At 66.9% G+C, this 19,802-nt stretch carries 10 protein-coding genes and 2 tRNA genes; 7 read left to right on the top strand and 5 right to left on the bottom strand.

The window, feature by feature from the left end:
* Positions 1–147: 147 nt before the first annotated feature.
* Together J2805_RS09865 and J2805_RS09860 are read right to left on the bottom strand one after the other, a co-directional pair.
* The gene (locus tag J2805_RS09865; RefSeq protein WP_309975620.1) at positions 148–684 is read right to left on the bottom strand and encodes a PadR family transcriptional regulator; all 537 of its coding nucleotides are present in this window, start codon (positions 682–684) and stop codon (positions 148–150) included.
* Positions 685–812: 128 nt separating this feature from the next.
* A complete protein-coding gene (locus J2805_RS09860; protein ID WP_309975618.1) occupies positions 813–1,796 on the bottom strand; it encodes an NAD(P)H-quinone oxidoreductase in 984 nt (327 codons plus the stop codon).
* Between the two features lie 123 nt (positions 1,797–1,919).
* Between J2805_RS09860 and J2805_RS09855 the strand changes: the two genes are divergently transcribed.
* From J2805_RS09855 to J2805_RS09845, 3 genes are all read left to right on the top strand, one after another.
* Positions 1,920–2,007, top strand: a tRNA-Ser gene (locus J2805_RS09855).
* A gap of 170 nt (positions 2,008–2,177) precedes the next feature.
* Positions 2,178–2,999, top strand: a complete 822-nt coding sequence (locus J2805_RS09850; RefSeq protein WP_309975616.1) for a VOC family protein — start codon at positions 2,178–2,180, stop codon at positions 2,997–2,999.
* 363 nt (positions 3,000–3,362) lie between these two features.
* Positions 3,363–7,949 carry an ExeM/NucH family extracellular endonuclease gene (locus J2805_RS09845; protein ID WP_309975615.1) on the top strand — a complete coding sequence of 1,529 codons (4,587 nt, stop codon included), beginning with the start codon at positions 3,363–3,365 and terminating at the stop codon, positions 7,947–7,949.
* Between the two features lie 309 nt (positions 7,950–8,258).
* Here J2805_RS09845 and J2805_RS09840 read toward each other — a convergent pair whose 3' ends face one another.
* Positions 8,259–10,247, bottom strand: coding sequence for an FAD/NAD(P)-binding protein (locus J2805_RS09840; protein ID WP_309975613.1), 1,989 nt, complete (start codon positions 10,245–10,247; stop codon positions 8,259–8,261).
* A gap of 60 nt (positions 10,248–10,307) precedes the next feature.
* Between J2805_RS09840 and J2805_RS09835 the strand changes: the two genes are divergently transcribed.
* From J2805_RS09835 to J2805_RS09825, 3 genes are all read left to right on the top strand, one after another.
* A complete protein-coding gene (locus tag J2805_RS09835; protein ID WP_309975611.1) occupies positions 10,308–12,617 on the top strand; it encodes a prolyl oligopeptidase family serine peptidase in 2,310 nt (769 codons plus the stop codon).
* 101 nt (positions 12,618–12,718) lie between these two features.
* Positions 12,719–12,806: transfer RNA gene (locus J2805_RS09830), tRNA-Ser, on the top strand.
* Between the two features lie 72 nt (positions 12,807–12,878).
* Positions 12,879–14,510, top strand: coding sequence for a phytoene desaturase family protein (locus J2805_RS09825; RefSeq protein WP_309975609.1), 1,632 nt, complete (start codon positions 12,879–12,881; stop codon positions 14,508–14,510).
* 9 nt (positions 14,511–14,519) lie between these two features.
* Here the strand turns inward: J2805_RS09825 and J2805_RS09820 are convergent, their stop codons facing one another.
* Together J2805_RS09820 and J2805_RS09815 are read right to left on the bottom strand one after the other, a co-directional pair.
* Positions 14,520–15,965, bottom strand: coding sequence for an MFS transporter (locus J2805_RS09820; protein WP_309975607.1), 1,446 nt, complete (start codon positions 15,963–15,965; stop codon positions 14,520–14,522).
* A 69-nt stretch (positions 15,966–16,034) separates the two neighbouring features.
* Positions 16,035–18,224, bottom strand: a complete 2,190-nt coding sequence (locus J2805_RS09815) for a RecQ family ATP-dependent DNA helicase (RefSeq protein WP_309975605.1) — start codon at positions 18,222–18,224, stop codon at positions 16,035–16,037.
* A gap of 150 nt (positions 18,225–18,374) precedes the next feature.
* Between J2805_RS09815 and J2805_RS09810 the strand changes: the two genes are divergently transcribed.
* Positions 18,375–19,793: a phosphomannomutase/phosphoglucomutase gene (locus tag J2805_RS09810; RefSeq protein WP_309975603.1), complete on the top strand. Its 1,419-nt coding sequence runs from the start codon at positions 18,375–18,377 to the stop codon at positions 19,791–19,793.
* Positions 19,794–19,802 lie beyond the last annotated feature (9 nt).

Raw genomic sequence — 19,802 nt, 5'->3', positions numbered from 1 at the left:
AGTGATCTTCCTCATGGCACCATAGCAAGGCGTAAGTGGCGCGAATTTTGGTTTGAGGGCGGGGTCGCGCGCGCCTCGCCGAACGGTCGGAGGACAGCGCTGAGCGGCAGGATTTGGCCCCGCTGGCTTTCGCCGAAAGCTGGAGGCCTAGGTGGCAGGGCTGTTCAGCTGGGCCATCCGCGCCTCGCAGAGGTCCAGCCAGCGGACCTCTGCTTCGGTCTGGAAAATCAGCGAATCGAGCACCAGCAGCCATGCCGTGTCCGCCCTCCGCTGGTTGGCGGAGGCATCGCGGCGGGACTTGGTGTAATCCTGCAGCGCCTTCACGGAAGCGACACGCTGGGCCTGGATGACGGCGGCCACATCAACCCCGGGAATCGTCACGGCGAGGGCGAGTTTGATGGCCAATTCGTTCCGGGGAGGGTTGCCGCGGCCCACCGGAGCCTGGAACCATCCCGTGACTTCGCTCCGGCCCGCGTCCGTGATGCTGTAGATGACGTGGCCTTCGCCGTCGCCGCCGTCGTTCCTGACCAGTCCGTCCCGCTCCAGCCGGTCCAGGGTGGTGTACACCTGTCCGATATTCAGCGGCCAGGCTGAACCGGTGCGGTCCTCGAACTCGACCCGCAACTGGTACCCGTAACGGGATTTGTCCTGGAGCAGGGCGAGGAGACTGTGACGAATGGACATGCTGCCCCCTGATGTCGCAAAGACGACGGCATACACGCGCCCCCAAGACGCGTGCATACCGCGTATGGAATTACAGTAGCGTGATTCCGCTCCTGGGGCAATACTGGGTATTCATCCGGCTGGTCCGGCTACATGACCAGCAGGACCTTCCCCACGTGGTCGCCGGAGTCGAAGTACTCGTGGGCCGCCCTTACCTGGTCGAGGGGGAAGGACCGGGCAACCAGCGGCCGGATCCGCCCGTCGGTCAGGAGCGGCCATACGGATTCCCGCACCGCATTCATGATCACGCCCTTCTCGGCCGCTGGGCGCGGTCGGAGGGCGGTGCCGATGATCGCTGCCCGCTTGCTGAGGAGCTTCCCGAGGTCCAGTTCCGCTTTGGTGCCGCCCTGCAGCCCGATCACGATGAGCCGGCCGTAGTCCGCCAGTGCGTCAACGTTTTGCTGCAGGTACTTGGCGCCGACGACGTCCAGTATGACGTCGGCTCCCCTGCCGCCGTTTTGTGCACGAAGGGAGTCGGGAAAATCCTCTTCGGTGTAGTTGATGGCGATATCTGCGCCCAGGAAGGCCTTGGCGGTACCCACCTTCTCGGCGGTGCCGGCGGTGGTGGCAACCTTGGCGCCGAAAGCCTTGGCAAGCTGGATGGCCATAGTGCCGATGCCGCCGGTGGCGCCGTGGATCAGCACGGTTTCGCCCGGGTGGAGCTGCGCCGTCATGATCAGGTTCGAGTAGACGGTGGCCGCCACTTCGGGAAGGGACGCGGCGGTGACCAGATCCACGCCGTCGGGGATCCTCAGCACCTGTTCGGCCGGCACCGCCACCTGCTGGGCGTAGCCCCCGCCTGCGAGCAGTGCCACGACTTTCTCCCCCACCGAGAACGGCTTGGACACGTCCGGCCCGAAGCCGGCTATCCTGCCGGACACTTCCAGGCCGAGGATCTCCGAGGCGCCGGGCGGCGGCGGGTAGAAGCCCCGGCGCTGCTGGACGTCGGCGCGGTTGAGGCCCGCAGCGACGACGTCGATCAGCACCTCGCCGGGGCCGGGAACCGGTGCCGGGACCTCGCGCACTTCGAGCACCTCGGGCCCGCCGGCCTTGCTAACGTAGACGGCCTTCATGGAGAACTCCCGATTCCTAGCTGCTTCCTGCCACAAAAATTAGTGTGCAGCGGCTGCGCCGGCCCGCAAACACTCCGGACGGTTTTTGTCGCAGCCAACTGCCTATGAAACACTACTCGGTAAGGAAGGTTGTCCGAGCGGCCGAAGGAGCTGGTCTTGAAAACCAGTGTGCGGTAACCCCGTACCAAGAGTTCGAATCTCTTACCTTCCGCGAACGATGCCCCGGGTCCTGAATCATCAGGACCCGGGGCATCTGCCGTTAAGGGAAAGTTCGGACCGGGACCATTGAAAGTGTCGGTGCTCCGCAATAGTGTCTGGTTTGTCTTCACCGACCATCCATTCACCGCGGGCATGCTGCCGCGGACACCGACAGGAGCCATTATGCCCAGCCCTGACATCACTCCCGGCGCACCGTGCTGGATCGACCTCATGACATCCGACGCCGCGACCGCCAAGCAGTTCTACGGAGAACTGTTCGGGTGGGACTTCCAGACAGGCGACGAGGAGAAATACGGCGGCTACATTACGGCCTGGAAAAACGGGAAGTCCGTGGCCGGACTCATGCAGAAGGATGAAACCATGGCCGGGATGCCGGACGCCTGGAGCACCTACCTGCGCTCCGATGACGCCGCTGCCACCGCCGAGGCAGTGAAAGAGCACGGCGGCCAGGTCTTTATGGAGCCCATGGATGTCCCGGAGCAGGGGCACATGGCTATGTTCGGAGACTCCACCGGCGCCGCAATCGGCATCTGGCAGCCACGTGAAATGACCGGATTCGAGCTCGTGGCAGAGCCCGGCGCAGCAGCCTGGCACGAACTCCACACCAAGGACTACGCCACCGCAGTGAAGTTCTACCAGGACGTCTTCGGCTGGGACACCGACGTCATGAGCGACACCCCTGAATTCCGCTACACCACACTGGGCGCCGGGGAAGCCGCGAAGGCCGGCATCATGGACGCTTCCGGCTATTTGCCGGCCGAGGTTCCGTCCAACTGGCAGGTCTATTTCGCCGTCGAGGACGCTGACGCCGCCATCGGGAAAGCGGTCAGCCTCGGCGGAAAGGTGATTGACGGGCCGGACAACACCCCGTTCGGCCGGCTGGCCACCCTTGCAGACCCCACCGGCGCCATGTTCAAGATCGTGGCAGACACGGGACAGGGAGCCGGCGAGCCGGCCGGAGCAGGTGAAACTGCCGGGGCCTAGGGACCCCCAAGGCGTTCACCTCACGAAATTGGCGAAAAGAAATACCGACCAGCAGCCTCCACGGGAGCTACTGGCCGGTATTCTTTTGCCATGGCCGGCACATGGGGTGATCCGGAAAGCGCATAAATCCAAAAACACCGGTGCCTGGGCGGCCGATGCCGCTCATGTCCCGGCGGTGAACGTTTCGCTGGGGGACGTCTCGCAGAATGCATGCTAAATCAATCGCACGTTCATTCAACACTGTTTTGCTGTGCCGGAAACTACTTGACCAGGAGTAAAGTCCGGATCCTTTGTCCGTCCCACAAAGCCGGACACATTCCACTGAGCCCCTTACCCGGGGCACCCTAATGAGAGTTAGAGCGGATGAAACGCACACCTTGGAAATTTGCGCTGGGCACGGCGTTGTCGGCGGGGCTCATCGCTGCTCCGTTGGCGGCCGCCCCGGCGTTTGCAGTGGAGGTCCCACCTGCTGCCGCAGGCACCTCGCCCGTCATCATCAACGAGGCATACCTCAGCGGAGGCAGCGCCGGGGCAGCCTACAAACACAAGTTCGTGGAGCTGTACAACACCTCTGATGCGCCGGTGTCACTGGACGGGTGGTCCCTCCAGTACCGGGCGGCAGGGGGCACATCGGCGCCCACAGGAGTCACCGCCCTCAGCGGCAGCATCCCGGCGCAGGGGCACTACCTGGTTCAGGGCGCCACAAACAGCGCCACGTCCACGGCCGCCGAACTGCCCACGCCCGACGCCGTGGCCACCGGATTGAACCCGTCCGGAACCGCGGGAACGCTGATCCTCGCCCGGCAGGCCGCCGCGGTCAGCCCGCTGGCCACCGGCTCGGTGGTCGAGCCCGCCAACGTTGCTGACCTGCTCGGCTACGGAACGTCCAACACCTTCGAGACGCAGGCAGCAGCCGCCCCCGCGGGCAACACCGACGTCAAGAGCCTGAACCGCTCCAACGGCGCGGACGGCAACAACAACGCCGCCGACTTCGCGCTCAGCGCCACCATCACGCCGACTGCTGCCGGCGGCACGGTGGATCCCGGTCCCGTTGATCCGGGTCCCGTTGATCCGCTGCCTGCCCCTACAACCAGGACCATCGCTGAAATCCAGGGCTCCGGCGCGGCCAGCCCGTTCGTCGGAGCCACCGTCACCACCAGGGGCAAGGTGACCGCGGCATTTCCCACCGGCGGCTTCGCCGGCTTCTACGTCCAGACCCCGGGAACCGGCGGCGATCTGACGCCAGCCAACCACACGGCGTCGGACGCTGTTTTCATCTACTCGCCCGCAACGGTTGGCTCGGTCACTATCGGCGACTACGTCGAAATCACCGGCGCCGTCAGCGAGTTCTTTGGCATGACACAGATGAGCGTGTCCGACGCCGCCGGCCTGAAGACGCTTGCGGAGGCTGCAGCGGAAGTGAAGTCCACCGGATTCGCCCTTCCGGCTGACGAAGCCTTCCGTGAATCCCTCGAAGGCATGCTGCTCGCTCCGCAGGGCCCGGTGACCGTCACCGATAACTACTCCCTGAACCAGTACGGCGAAATTGGCCTGGCAGGTGGAAACTCTCCGCTGGAACAGCCCACCGCCGTTGCCCCTTACGGCTCGGCTGACTACACGTCCACCGTGGCGGCCAACGCCGCGCGCGGCATCAAGCTCGACGACGGCGCCACCACCAACTTCCTCAAGGACGCCACCACGAAAGCGCAGGTACTCCCGTACCTGACCACCGCGGATCCCGTGCGGGTGGGTTCCCCGGTGACGTTCCAGACCGACGTGGTGCTCAGCTACGCCAACAACGCCTGGAAGTTCCAGCCGCTGACCCACCTCACGCCGGAAAACGCCGGCGTCGTCCAGCCTGCGAGCTTCGGCGCCACCCGCGCGGAGGCCCCGGCCGCCGTCGGAGGCAACCTGAAAATTGCCTCCTTCAACGTGCTGAACTACTTCCCCACCACCGGCGACCTGCTCGCGGGCTGCACGTTCTACAGGGACCGCGACGGCAACCCGATCACTGTCCAGGGTGGCTGTGACGCCCGCGGTGCCGCCAACGCCGAAAACCTGAAGCGGCAGCAGGACAAGATCGTGGCGGCCATCGGTAAGTCCGGCGCCGACGTCGTATCCCTCATGGAGGTCGAGAACTCGGCGCAGTTCGGAAAGGACCGCGACGACGCGCTCGCCAAACTCGTGGACGCCCTGAACATTGCCACGCCCGGCATCTGGGACTACGTCCGCACACCTGCCAACGCTCCCCCGCTGGCTGACGAGGACATGATCCGCACCGCGTTCATCTATAAGAAGGCCGTTGCAGAACCGGTGGGCGAATCCGTCATCCACAATGACACCACTGCTTTCGCGAGTGCCCGCAAACCGCTGGCGCAGGTGTTCAAACCGGTGGGCGCCGCCGAGGACAAGAAGTTCATCGCCATTGCCAACCACTTCAAATCGAAAGGCTCGGCTGCCACCCCGGAGGATACCGACAAGGGCCAGGGCGCCTCCAACCTTGCCCGCACCGAGCAGGCCAAATCCCTCCTCGCGTTTTCAAATGACCTGCAGGCGTCGAAGGGCACCGACAAGGTCTTCCTGATGGGCGACTTCAACGCCTATGCCAAGGAGGACCCCATCAACGTCCTCACAGCCGCCGGGTACGCCAACCAGGATGAGAAAGCCAGGCACGCCGACGGGACTGCCAAGCACTCATACCTCTTCGGCGGCCTGGTGGGTTCCCTGGACCACATCCTCGCCTCGCCGGCAGCAAACGCGGTGGTCACCGGCGCGGACATCTGGAACATTAACTCCGTAGAGTCCGTGGCGCTGGAGTACAGCCGGTATAACAACAATGTGACCAACTACTATGCGCCGGACCAGTTCAGGGCAAGCGACCACGATCCCGTGGTGGTGGGCCTTGACCTGCCGGCCGCACCGGTCACTCCGGCGAGCGTCGACCTGAACTTCCTTGGCATCAACGATTTCCACGGACGCATCGACGCCAACACCATCCTGTTCGCGGCCACCATCGAAAAGCTCCGGGAGGCCGCAGCCCCGGGCGCCACGGCGTTCCTGTCCGCGGGCGACAACATCGGGGCCTCGCTGTTCGCTTCGGCGGTGGCCAAGGACCAGCCCACCCTCGATGTGTTGAACACCCTCGAACTGCGAGCCTCCTCGGTAGGAAACCACGAGTTCGACGGCGGCTGGGCGGACCTGCGCGACCGCGTTGTGGCGGGCGGATCGAACGCCAAGTTCCCATACCTCGGCGCCAACGTCTACAGGAAAGGCACCACCGAACCGGCCCTCCCGGAGTACACGGTGCTGCAGATGAACGGCATCAAGGTGGCCGTCATTGGCACCGTCACCCAGGAAGTGCCGTCGCTGGTCACCCCGGCGGGCATCACCGAGCTTGAGTTCGGTGACCCGGTTGAGGCCATCAACCGCGTTGCTGCCAAAATCACCGGCGAAAAGCTCGCCGACGTCATCATTGTCGAAAACCACGACGGCGCCGGGTCCGGTACGCCCGACGGTTCCACCCTGGAGCAGGAGGTGGCCGCGGGCGGCCCCTTCGCCAAGCTGGTCAACGAAACCTCGCCCGAGGTGGACGCCATTTTCACCGGCCACACCCACAAGCAGTACTCCTGGGATGCCCCGGTCCTGGATGCCAACGGCCAGACCACCGGCAGGACGCGCCCCATCGTGCAGACCGGCAGCTACGGCGAGTTCATCGGCCAGATCCAGCTGACGGTTGATACATCGACCATGCAGGTGACCGGTTACAAAGCCGGCAACGTCAAGCGGACCGTTCCCACCGAGGCCGAAACGGCCGCGGACCTCGTGGCGAAATACCCGCGCGTGGCAGCCGTCAAGACGATCGTCGACAAGGCCCTGGCGGACGCCGCCGTGATCGGCAACCAGCCGGTGGGCAAGGTCACCGCCGATATCACCACAGCCTTCACGCCTGCCACGGCAACCACCCCGGCGTCCCGTGACGACCGCGCGAACGAATCCACCCTGGGCAACCTCGTGGCGGATTCCCTGGTGGACGCGCTCAAGGCGCCGGACCTCGGCGCCGCGGAAATCGGCGTCGTGAACCCCGGCGGTCTGCGCAACGAGCTGTACTTCGCTCCGGACGGAACCATCACGTACGCGGAGGCGAATGCCGTACTTCCGTTCGTAAACAACCTCTGGACCACCTCCCTGACCGGGGCACAGTTCAAGACCCTCCTGGAACAGCAGTGGCAGACCAACCCGGACGGCACGGTTCCCAGCCGCGCTTACCAGCAGCTGGGATTGTCCAAGAACGTCAACTACACCTACGACGCCGCCCGCGCCACAGGTGACCGCATCACGTCGATCCGGGTCAACGGTGCCCTCATCGATCCGGCCAAGTCCTACCGCGTTGGCACCTTCAGCTTCCTGGCAACCGGCGGCGACAACTTCCGGATTTTCAAGGAAGGCGCCAACACCGAGGACTCCGGCCTCGTCGACCGCGATGCCTGGATCAAGTACCTGCAGGACCACAATCCGGTCTCGCCGGACTTTGCCCGCCGCACGGTTGCTGTTGTCAACACCACGGCAGCGGAGGTCAAGGCCGGGGACTCCATTACGCTGGCGGTCTCCAAGCTTGACCTCACCTCACTGGGCAGCCCGGTCAACACGTCACTGGCCGCTTCCTTCACGGACTCTGCGGGCACCGTTACGCAGCTCGGCACCGTCCCGGTCTCGGGCGGCGCGGCTGCCGTGGACGTCAAGGTTCCGGCAGGTGCCGCGTCGGGCACCGGAACCCTGGTGCTGACCGCGGCAGAGTCCGGAACCGTGGTCAAGGCTGCTGTTCAGGTTGCTGCCAGCAACCCGGACCCTGCCTGTACGGCGCCTGTACCGCCCGCCAAGTGGTACGACTTCGCGGGCTGGATCAAATATGGCCTGGCCTGGCTCCAGTACCAGAAATGCCTGCGGGGCTAGCCTCTCCGCCTGACAGCCACTGAATATGCCCCGCTCCGGGGCCGGGAGACTCCCGGCCCCGGAGGCGGGGCATGTTTTTGACCTCCGGAAGTGCGAGCGCCTCCGCCGGTCTTCCTGCGACGCTCTCTCACTACCTGCATGTCTTCCGGCGATGCTCTCTCACTACCTGCAGGTCTTCCGGCGACGCTCTCTCACTACCTCGAAGAAAGTGAGAGAGCGTTGCGCCCAAAAGACCCCAAAAGTGAGAGAGCGTCGGCAAAAAGGGCGCAGAAAGTGAGAGAGCGTCGGCGGTGTTGGGTCCGGACGGGGTCAGCGGTCGAGGATGTGGCGGGCGATCTCGTCCGCGTCGCGGAGGGTCCGCTGACCGCTGCGGTACACGGGTCCGCTCTGCGGACGGGATTCGGCGGCGATGGCCGTACCCCACTGCGCTGCGGAAAGCTGCAGGCCCAGCACGTACAGACCCTCGGTGACGGATCCGTTGGCGCCCACCGGCCGGTACGGGTGCGGACTGACGTCCAGGCCGGAGGTCTCCACCGGGGTCCCCTCCGCCGTCATCATCAGGCGCGGCCGCACCAGGCCGTCGGCCAGGAGCTGCTCCAGCACCGGGGACACATTGACGGCAACCCTGTTGGCCGGGGCGAGGGCCTCGATCAGGGTGCGGGCGTGGACGGCCCGGTCCCTGACCCACGGCGACACTGCCGAGAACGTGCCGGCATTGCGGTCGAGCGCGAATTTCGGGTCCGGGCCCACGAAACTCACCACTCCCGCCCGGGCGAGCGCGGCGAGCTGCTCCGCCCGGATGGCCGGCGGCCCGCTTGCGAGTCCTTCGACGAATGACTCAAACCAGCCCCGAAGGCCGGCGACCCAGGACTCATCGGTGATGCCGCCGTCGGCCACCGCCGTTTTAAGCACCGCCCTGCCGTGGTGCAGCGCGCCGATGGCCATCTTTACCGGGTCGTCCTCGCCCAGGGCCGAGCGGCGGGCGTCATCGAGCAGGTACTCCACGACCGCCGAATCCACGTCCGCCCGCGACGCGAAGGACCGTCCAGCCAAGGGGGCGGCGAGGCCCGGGAGGTTCAGGCGCTGGTCCGGCTCCACATGCTTGGCTATCAGGACGTCGGCTTCGGCTTCCCAGTGGGAGACGCTGTGGGCGTGGGGCCGCATCACCTCCTGGAGCAGGGCCAGGAACTCCTCGGGCTCGGTGACGGCGTGCGGGCTGGTGCGGACCAGGGTGGAGTAATAAGCCCAGAAGGCATCGCGCTGCAGGAGGGGCCAGAGGTCGTGATCGAAACCCGGAGTGATTCCCGCCGCCGCGAACCGGCCGACGGCACCCTCAGTGCAGTACCGGAGCGCCACACCCGCCGGGTAGTATCCCGCAAGGTTCGCTTTGGCCCGGTACGGCGTCCCGCGTCGGGACGCGGCGATGATCCGCGGTTCGTCGCCGGATGGGATGTACTCCAGTTCGGTCCGCCCCTGCCCGGGAACCTCTTCCGAATTGTGGTGGGCTTCAGCCGCCACGAACTTCCCCCCTCGGCCTTCGGTGAGCTGCCCCATCACGTCGAAGAAGTTCAGCCCCATGCCGCGGACCAGCACGGGCTCGCCTGCGGGCACCACGGACCAGTCGACGTCGGCCGGTGCCGCCGGCGGCAGGTACAGGAGCCCCATCTGGCCGGCACCTGCCTGAAGCTCGCGCTGCTCGGCGTTGAGCCTGGATTCGAGGTGCCCCAAAGCCAGCACGACGGAACCGACGGTGAACTGCGCACCGTCCTCGAGTTCGACGTCGAACATACCGTTTCCGGCCGGCCGGACAGCGGTTGCCGTGGTGCGGTGGAACCGGACGGTCACACCGTCCGGAAGATGTGCCAGCAGCTCGTCCAGCGTGGAACTCAGATAGCGGCCGTAGAGGGCGCGGCTCGGAAAATCCTGCGCTCCCAGGCCGGACAGTTCGGCATGGTCGTCCTCGGTGAGCGAGGCGAGCGGGCGGTCCTGCTGCGCCGCCCGCCACTGATCGAAGGTGGCGCCCGCCACCGGTGCCGCCAGTTCAGGGTCTTCGGGAATGACCGTGGGATAGAACGACTGTGTGTTCATGAGGTACAGCCGGGACTGGCCCGGCTGCCACACATGGCCCGGCCCGGCCGGGTAAGGGTCCACCACGTCAATCTGGAGGTCCGCAACGCCATCGGGACCGGGTGAAGAGGGGTTCCTGAGCCGCCAGTTGGCGAGGAGGCGTTCCAGGACACTGGTGCCGCGGGGTCCGGCCCCAATTAGTGCCGTCCGGATGCTTTGCGATGTGCCCACACCCTCCAGAGTATCTGCATGTGACTTGCTAGCTGCGCGCCGATGTTGTTTCGTAGGGCCATGACCACCACAGCAGCTGATCACCCGCCCGCGGCCGGCACCCCTTCCTCTGCCGGGAAGGCGCCCGAACCGACCGACGAGAATATCTGGCTTGAGGAGATCTACGGCGAGGAACCGCTGGCCTGGGTCCGGGAACAAAACGCCCGCACCGAGGACCTGCTCGAGGATGCCGATTATGCAAAGCTCGAAAGCCGCATCCTGGAGGTGCTGGACTCCACGGACAAGATCGCCATGGTGGGCAAGCACGGCGACTGGTATTACAACTTCTGGCGCGACGGGCAGAACCCCAAGGGACTGTGGCGCCGGACGTCCTGGGAGAGCTACCGGAGCGGGTCGCCCGAATGGGATGTGCTGCTGGACGTCGATGCCCTTGCCGCTGCCGAAGGCGAGGAGTGGGTTTTCCACGGCGCCAATTTCCTCCGCCCGGCCGCCGCCGAACCGCACCGGCTGGCGTTGCTGGCCCTCTCCCCCGACGGCGGAGACGCCAACCGCTACCGTGAGTTCGACGTCGAAACCCGCACTTTCGTGGACCCTGCGACCGGCGGGTTCGACCTGCCGACGGCCAAGGGCAACGCCTCCTGGCTGGACGGGGACACCCTGCTCGTGGCGAGCACCGCCGAAGGCATGCCCAAGACGTCCTCGTCCTACGCGCGCACGGCCGTCAAGCTCCCCCGCGGCGGGTCGCTCGCGTCAGCCGAACGGGTCTTTGAAATCCCCGAAGACCACATGATGGCGCTGGTTGCCCACGATTCCACGCCGGGGTACGAGCGAACCTTCGCCATGGACTGGATCAGCTTCTTCAACAAAAATACGTCTGTGCTGCGGAACGGGGAGTGGGTTGCCATCGACGCCCCGACCGACGTAAACCTGAGCGTGCACCGCGAGTGGCTGCTGTTCCGGCCACAGGGCGACTGGGACGTCAACGGAACCACCTACCCCGCCGGTTCGCTGCTCGCAGCGAACTTCGAAGGTTACCTCGCGGGCAGCCGCGACCTCCAGGTCCTGTTCACCCCTGACGCGCACACATCGCTGCAGTCCTGGAGCTGGACCAGGAACTTCCTTCTCCTCAACCTCCTGCGGGATGTCTCGTCCGAGATCCGCGTCCTGGACCCGCAACGGCCTGGCAGCGTGAACGGAAGTGAGTCCGCCTGGGCCTCCACGCTGCTGGACGCCTGCCCGCCGCTGCATGACGTCAACGCTTTCGCCGTTGATGACGAGGACGACAGTGTCGACCTCGACGAGGAGCACGACGACGACGGTACCGGCGGCGATGTGACCGTTCCGGAAGGCGAAGCTCCAGGTGCGGGGGACGACTTCTGGCTCGTGGCCACCGGCTTCACGACGCCCAGCACCCTGACCAGGGGGACGCTGCGCCGCAGCGGGGACGGCGGTGTGGTGAGCGAGCACGCGGTAATCCGCACCTCGCCGTCCTACTTTGATGACTCCGCCTACGAGGTCCAGCAGCACTTCGCGGTGTCCGATGACTGCACCCGGGTCCCCTACTTCCAGGTGGCCTCCAAGGACCTGGTCCTTGACGGCCAGAACCCCACGCAGCTGTCCGGGTACGGCGGATTCGAAGTGTCGCGGACGCCTGCGTACAGCGGCGCAGTCGGCCGGGCGTGGCTGGAACGGCGGACGGAAGCACCGGGCGGGGCCGATGGGACAGGCGAAGGCGCCCCGCCGCACACCCGTGGCGGCGTCTACGTTGTGGCGAACATCCGCGGCGGCGGCGAGTACGGGCCGTCGTGGCACCGCGCCGCGCTGCAGGAGAAGCGCCACCGCGCGTTCGAGGACTTCGCGGCCGTGGCCCGGGACCTGATCTCGCGCCGAGTCACATCCAAGGAACGGCTCGGCTGCGTGGGCGGCTCCAATGGCGGGCTGCTGGTGGGCAACATGCTGACGCGGTACCCGGAACTGTTCGGCGCCGTGTCCTGCGGGGTGCCGCTGCTGGACATGCGCCGCTACACCAAGCTGTCCGCCGGCTACTCGTGGATCGCCGAATACGGGGATCCGGATGTGCCTGAGGAGTGGGAGTTCATCCGGACGTTCTCGCCGTACCACCTCCTTCACGACGGCGTGGACTACCCGGAGACCTTCATCTGGACCGCAACCTCCGATGACCGGGTGGGTCCGGTGCAGGCGCGCAAGATGGCGGCCCGGATGCAGGCCATGGGTATTCCCAACGTCTGGTTCCACGAGGCGCTGGAGGGCGGGCACTCGGGCGCCTCCGACAACCGGCAGGCAGCCGCCCTGCAGAGCCGCAGCCAGCATTTCCTGTGGCGTTCCCTGGCCGGACGCTCCGACAGCTAGCTCCCGCGGCGGCCGCCGCACGTCCCGTTTGGCACGTTTTGGTGCCGTTTTGCACTGGATGCCCCGTTCTGCGTATCCTTGGTGGGCTAGGAATAGCAATTGGAGACGTGCCAGAGCGGCCGAATGGGCTTCACTGCTAATGAAGTGTGGGGCACAACTCCACCGGGGGTTCAAATCCCCCCGTCTCCGCGTTTGGCCCCGGTCCTTGGACCGGGGCCTTTTGCGTTCCCCGCGTAGGTGACGGGATGGCAGGATGGCCAGATGGCGACCAGCAGCAATCCTGACGTGGTTATTGTCGGCGGCGGGCACAACGGCCTCGCGGCCGCGGCCTACCTGGCCAAGGCCGGGCGGGACGTTCTCCTGCTGGAAAAACTGGACCACGCCGGCGGCGCGGCCGTGTCCGCCCGGGCGTTCGACGGCGTCGACGCGCGGCTTTCGCGGTATTCCTACCTGGTGAGCCTGCTGCCGCAGGAAATCATTGACGACCTTGGACTGCGGATCCGGCTGGCACGGCGCCGCTACTCTTCCTATACCCCGGACCCGGGCAGACCCGGCCGAGGGCTCCTGGTCGACAGCGGTGACGCCGGGGCCACCGCCGCGTCCTTCGCTGCGGTGGGGGCGCCGGCCACCGAGGCGGCGGCCTTTGAACACTTTTACGCGGAGTGCCGGAAGCTCACCGGGGCGCTGTGGCCCACCATGACGTCCCCGCTGCCCACCCGGTCAGAGGCGAAGCGCCTGGCCATGGCAGCCGGGGCCGGGGACGTGTGGGAGTCGCTGATCGAGCGGCCGATCGGCACGGCCATCACCAGCAGGCTGCACAGCGACCTGGTACGCGGTGTTGTCCTGACTGATGCGCTGATCGGGACCTTCGCCAGGGCGGACAGCGCCGACCTCCAGCAGAACATCTGCTTCCTGTACCACGTCCTGGGCGGCGGGACCGGCGACTGGGATGTGCCCATTGGCGGCATGGGGGCGGTTTCGGGCGAGCTCGAGCGGGCCGCACGCGATGCCGGCGCCACTGTCCTGACATCGGCCGAGGTCACCGCCGTCCGGTCCGGCGGCTCCGTGGACTACCGCCACGGCGGTGAGGAACGTTCGGTCTCCGCGGCCTGGGTCCTGTCCAACGTCGCACCCGCGGTCCTTGACGGGCTGAGGGGCGGCAGTACCGGCGAGCCCCCGAATCCGAACCACCGGCGCGAGGGGTCGCAGGTCAAGGTGAACCTGCTGCTCAAGCGGCTGCCGCGGCTGCCGGACAGCGGCGTCAGCCCCGAGGCGGCCTTCGGCGGCACGTTCCACATCAACGAAACCTGGACCCAGCTGGACGACGCCTACCTGAGCGCGGAACAGGGGACAGTCCCGGATCCGCTGCCGTGTGAGATCTACTGCCATTCGCTGACCGATCCCAGCATCCTCTCGCCGGAGCTGCAGGCATCGGGCGCCCACACACTGACGGTCTTCGGACTGCACGTTCCGGACAGGCTCATCACGGCGGAGAACAATGAGCAGATGCGGGCGGCGCTGCAGGCCGCCGTCGTAAAGTCCCTCAACTCGGTGCTGGCGGAACCGATCGAGGAGCTGCTGCTGACCGGCGACGACGGAACCCCGTGCATCGAAACCAAAACCACGCTGGATATCCAGCGTGCGGTGGGCATGCCCCGCGGCAACATCTTCCATGGCGGGCTCGACTGGCCGTTCGCCGAGGACGACGCCCCGCTGGACACCCCCGCGCGGCGCTGGGGCGTGGCCACGGATGATTACCGGATCCTGCTGTGCGGCTCCGGAGCACGCCGTGGTGGCGCAGTGAGCGCCCTGGGCGGCCATAACGCCGCCATGGCGGTGCTGGAGTCTGATCCGCAGCTGTTCGGCGTTCGCGGTCCTGCTCCCCTTGCCTAGGGTCTTCGTTTAGGGGTTCGTGGCCTTCGGTGCAGCGGACCGGCCCCGGCTGACCTCGGCTCCGGCCTGCCGGTGCAGCGCCAGGCTGTCTGCGGTACTGAGCAGCATCAGCACCGCGATGGCCAGGAACGCGCCCCGGTAGGGCGCCACGGGGTCTGCCCCGAAGGCGCCGGGGGCGGCGAAGAGCCGGAGGAACAGGGCGCCGACGGCGATGCCCGCACCGGCCGCCAGCTGGACCAGGGTGGCCGAAATTGCGTTGGCGGACGGCAGCTGCCCCGGGACGATGTCGGCGTACTGGATGGAGGCGTATGCCGAGAAGCCGATGGAGCGGAACGCGCCGCTGCAGACCAGCAAGGCGAAGATGAGTGGTTCCGGCGTTCCGGCGTCCAGCAGGGCGCACAGGGCGAAGGTCGCGGCCGAGGCGAGCGATGCGAAAACGAGGACGGGTTTGAAGCCGAACCTGCGGATGAGCGGCGTTGTGGCCGGTTTGATGCCGATATTGCCCACGAAGACCGCTGCGACCATGACGCCGGCGTGCAGCGGGTCCCAGCCGAACCCGTCCTGAAACATGAGCGGCAGGAGGAACGGGACCGCACTGATGGTCAGGCGGTAGACGAACCCGCCGGTGGACGTTGCACGGAACGTCCGGGTGGCAAACACGTCCAGCTGGAACAGCGGATTGCTCGTGCGCCGCAGCCACAGCACCGCCCCCGCGATCGCCATGAAGCCCGCGGCCACGCAGACCGCCCCGAACGGCTCCGCAGGATGGGCGGTGGCGAGTTCGAGCCCCACCACCAGGGCGCCTACGCCCAGCGTTGTCAGCAGCAGCCCCACCCAGTCCAGGCGCCGGGACTGGTCGCCCGCTCCCTGCGGAACCAGGCGTAGGGCCGCAATGAACGCGGCCAGCCCCAACGGAATGTTGATCAGGAAGATCCAGTGCCATGACAGGAACGTGGTCAGCGCCCCGCCCACCAGCGGCGCCAAGACCGGCGCCAGCAGCCCCGGCCACACCAGATACGCCGTGGCGCGGAGCAGGTCTTCCTTGGGTGTCCGGCGCAGCACCACAAGCGTCCCGACCGGCACCATCATGGCGCCGCCCGCGCCCTGCAGGACGCGGCTGAGGGTGAGCACGGTGAGGTCCAGGCTCAGCGCGCACAGCAGCGAGGCAATAGTAAACACGGCGATGGCGGCGCAAAAAACACGACGGGCGCCCACGCGCTCGGCCAGCCATCCGCTGACCGGAATGCCCATGGCCACCGTCATGAGGTAGGCCGTCATGGTGATGTTGACGTCCGCCGGCGCCACGGCAAAGTCCGCCGCGATGCTGGGGATGGCTGTGGTCAGCACCGTCCCGTCCAGGAACTCCATAAAGAAGGTCGCAGCAACCAGCAGGGCCAGCCGGGGCTGCCACTCCTGCCGGCCAGCCGAGGCGGCGCGGCTCTGTGGTTCGCTCATGGCTCCTGGCCTGGACTCATTCGCCGATCCTATAGGCGTACCTGGCACGGTGCCAGAATGTGTCCTTCCCTAGCCTGCCTGTCCCAGCACGAGGGGAAGCACAGCCCCGGCCCCGGCCCGACGCAAGGCGCGGCCGGCAACGGTGACCGTCCAGCGGCTGTCCGTGAGGTCGTCCACCAGCATGACGCTTTGCCCCTGGATGCCGGCCATGGCCGTCTCCAGCTCCGGACCCACAGTGAGCCGTTCCCAGACTCCTGCCAGCCGGTAGGCGCTGTTGCCCCCGCGACCGCCGGTGGGTCCGCCGTGCTCCAGCTGCAGCTCGCCCAGGTACGGTATGCGGCCGATCTCCGAGATGCCCCTTGCCAGGGAGCCCACCAGAGCCGGCTTGCTGCGCGAAGGGATGCTCACAATGGCTGCGGGACGTCCGGCGCCGCTCCAGCCGGGGGTGCGTCCGTTTCCGGCGCCCCACTCGCGGAGGACCTGCACACAGGCCTGAAGCATCGCGGGATCCACCTCGCGGTCGGCAGCTCCGGATGCGAAAATCTCCCGCAGCGCGCCGCCCCAGCCGAGGTCCGTCAGGCGGGCCAGCACCCGCCCTTCGGCCAGGTTCTCGTCCGGCTTGATCTTGCCCTTGACGGCCACACCGAGCCTGTCCATACCGCTGGGCCACTGCAGGCGCGGTTCCAGCGCCACGCCGGCGCGGCTGAGCGTCTGTCCCGCCGCTTCCGTCGCCGCTGACGCAATGTCCGCCGGGAACCAGCGGCCGGCGCAGTTGTCGCAGCGGCCGCAGGCGTGGGCAGTTTCATCGTCCAGGACCGAGGTGATGTACTCCATCCGGCAGCCGGCAGTGTCCTGGTAGATCACCATGGAGTCCTGCTCATCCACCCGGGCCTCGGCGATGCGGGTGTACCGTTCGGCATCATAGGTCCAGGGCTGGCCGGTGGAACGCCAGCCGCCGCCCACGCGCTCCACCGCTCCGTCCACGGACAGGACCTTGAGCAGCAGTTCCAACGGCGTACGCCGCAGGTCCACGCGCGCTTCGAGGGCCACGGTGGACACAGCGGCGCCGGCCTCGGCCAGCGCGGTAAGGACGGCCGCCGCCTTCTCCTCCGACGGCATGGACGCAGTGGCGAAGTACTGCCAGATGTCGCGGTCCTCCGAACCGGGCAGCAACAGGACATCGGCGTTCGCCGCGCCACGCCCTGCACGGCCCACCTGCTGGTAGTAGGCGACCGGTGAGGACGGTGCGCCCAGGTGCACCACAAAACCCAGGTCGGGTTTGTCGAAGCCCATGCCCAGGGCCGAGGTGGCCACCAGCGCCTTGACCTCGTTGTCCTTGAGGAGCTGCTCGGCCCGTTCACGGTCCGCGGGGTCGGTGCGCCCGGTGTAGGCGAGCACTTCATGGCCGGCCTCGGCGAGCAGGCGCGCGGTGTCCTCGGCAGCGGAGACGGTGAGCGTGTAGATGATGCCGCTGCCCGGCAGGTCTGCCAGGTGGGTCAGCAGCCAGCCCAGCCGGTCGCGGGAGTCCGGAAGGTTCAGGACGCCGAGGCGGAGCGATTCGCGGCCCAGGGCGCCGCGGATGGTCAGCACGCCGTCGCCCAGCTGTTCCTCGATGTCATGGACCACGCGGGAGTTGGCCGTGGCGGTGGTGGCAAGGACGGGCACGGTGGCCGGAAGCTGGGTGATGAGGTCGGCGATGCGCCGGTAGTCAGGGCGGAAGTCATGGCCCCAGTCCGAGATGCAGTGTGCCTCGTCAATCACCAGGAGCCCGGTGCGGCGGATCAGTTCCGGAAGCTGGTTCTCGCGGAAGGAGGGATTGGTGAGCCGCTCCGGCGAAACCAGCAGCACGTCCACCTCGTCCGCGGCCAGCTGCCCGCGGACAGCATCCCACTCCAGCTGGTTGGCGGAGTTGATGGCTACGGCGCGGACGCCTGCCCGGGCAGCTGCCGCCACCTGGTCCCGCATCAGTGCCAGCAGTGGCGAGACGATCAGTGTGGGGCCTGCGCCGCGGCGCCTGAGCAGCAGCGAGGCCACGAAATAGACGGCTGACTTTCCCCAGCCGGTGCGCTGGACCACCAGTGCCCGGCGGCCGCCGTCGACCAGGGCCTCAATGGCCTCGAACTGGCCGTCATGGAAGCTGGCATCCGGATGCCCCACCAGGCCCCGCAAGACTTCCAGGGCCTGGTCCCGGGTCCCCGTTTCACCTGCAGCGAGATCGGCGGAAGCGGAAAGGACAGCAGCATTCTGGTTATTGGCCATTGGTTCAGTATCCCAGCCCCCTCTGACAGGCGGAAAGTTCAGCCCCGGCCATGTGGACAGCGGCACGTTATGCCGGACGCTGCCCGGCGCGTTTGCGTAACGCAACTACTCCTCCACAGCCCTGTAGCGGTTCAACGTAAGATGGAACGCGTGACTAGCGACCAGACAAAGACTTTTGACCTTTCGGCATCGTTCAAGGCCTACGATGTCCGCGGCATTGTGGGCGAATCCATCACCGCCGAAATCGTCGAAGCCGTAGGCGCCGCGTTTGTGGATGTCCTGAAGCTCGAGGGCCAGACGGTCCTGGTGGGCGGCGACATGCGCCCCTCCTCCCCCGAATTCAGCAAGGCCTTCGCCAACGGCGCCGCCACCCGCGGAGCGAACGTCCAGCTGCTGGACCTGATCTCCACCGATGAGCTCTACTACGCCTGCGGTGCCCTGAACGCGGCCGGCGCCACGTTCACCGCCAGCCACAACCCCGCCGAATACAACGGCATCAAGATGTCCAAGGCCGGAGCCCAGCCCATTTCCTCGGAGTCCGGCCTGAAGGAAATCCAGGCCCGCGCGGAGGAGTACCTCCATGCCGGGTCCATCCCGGCCGCCGGCACGCGCGGCCTCATCGGAGTCCACGATGTCCTGAAGGACTACTCCGAATACCTGCGCACACTCGTGGACCTCAGGGGTTCCCGCCCGCTGAAGGTGGTTGTCGACGCCGGCAACGGCATGGCCGGCCTGACCACCCCGGCCGTGCTCGGCGATGCCCTGCTGCCGAAGCTGCCTTTCGACATCATTCCCCTCTACTTCGAACTGGACGGTTCCTTCCCGAACCACCCGGCCAACCCGCTCGAGCCGGAGAACCTGCTGGACCTGCAGGCTGCCGTCATCGAGCACGGTGCCGACATCGGGCTGGCGTTCGACGGCGACGCTGACCGCTGCTTCGTCATCGACGAGAAGGGCAACCCCGTCTCGCCGTCGGCCATTACCGGAATGGTGGCCCGCCGCGAGATTGCCCGCGCCAAGGCGCAGGGCGAGGAAACCCCCACCATCATCCACAACCTGCTGACCTCCAAGGCCGTCCCCGAACTGGTGGCCCACGACGGCGGCCGCGCGGTCCGCACACGGGTCGGACATTCCTTCATTAAGGCCGTCATGGCCGAGGAAGGCGCCGTCTTCGGCGGGGAGCACTCCGCCCACTTCTACTTCCGCGATTTCTGGAACGCAGACACGGGCATGCTGGCCGCCATGCACGTCCTCGCCGCCCTCGGCGAGCAGGACCGCCCGCTGTCCGAACTCGGCCACGAGTACGAACCCTATGTGTCCTCGGGGGAAATCAACTCCGAAATTGAAGACAAGGCCGGCGCCGTAGAGCGCGTCCGTGCCGACTTTGCCGGCGAGGACGTCGAGATCGACCTGATGGACGGCAGCACGTTCACCGCACGCGATGGCAGCTGGTGGTTCAACCTGCGCCCGTCCAACACCGAACCGTTCCTTCGCCTCAACGCCGAGGCCACGGACAGGGTCACGATGGAACGCATCCGCGACCGCGTGCTTGCCCTGGTCAACGGCTAGGCCGCCCGC

This window comes from Arthrobacter oryzae (assembly GCF_031454875.1).
In the GTDB taxonomy this organism is placed as follows: domain Bacteria; phylum Actinomycetota; class Actinomycetes; order Actinomycetales; family Micrococcaceae; genus Arthrobacter; species Arthrobacter oryzae_D.
This window is presented reverse-complemented; position numbering and strand designations above follow the sequence as displayed.

What these genes read in the sequence shown, in the direction of transcription:
- J2805_RS09850 (WP_309975616.1), top strand. Translation starts at nt 2,178, where the DNA reads ATGCCCAGCCCTGACATCACTCCCGGCGCACCGTGCTGGATCGACCTC.
- J2805_RS09865 (WP_309975620.1), bottom strand. Translation starts at nt 684, where the DNA reads ATGTCCATTCGTCACAGTCTCCTCGCCCTGCTCCAGGACAAATCCCGT.
- J2805_RS09835 (WP_309975611.1), top strand. Translation starts at nt 10,308, where the DNA reads ATGACCACCACAGCAGCTGATCACCCGCCCGCGGCCGGCACCCCTTCC.
- J2805_RS09815 (WP_309975605.1), bottom strand. Translation starts at nt 18,224, where the DNA reads ATGGCCAATAACCAGAATGCTGCTGTCCTTTCCGCTTCCGCCGATCTC.
- J2805_RS09845 (WP_309975615.1), top strand. Translation starts at nt 3,363, where the DNA reads ATGAAACGCACACCTTGGAAATTTGCGCTGGGCACGGCGTTGTCGGCG.
- J2805_RS09820 (WP_309975607.1), bottom strand. Translation starts at nt 15,965, where the DNA reads ATGAGCGAACCACAGAGCCGCGCCGCCTCGGCTGGCCGGCAGGAGTGG.
- J2805_RS09860 (WP_309975618.1), bottom strand. Translation starts at nt 1,796, where the DNA reads ATGAAGGCCGTCTACGTTAGCAAGGCCGGCGGGCCCGAGGTGCTCGAA.
- J2805_RS09825 (WP_309975609.1), top strand. Translation starts at nt 12,879, where the DNA reads ATGGCGACCAGCAGCAATCCTGACGTGGTTATTGTCGGCGGCGGGCAC.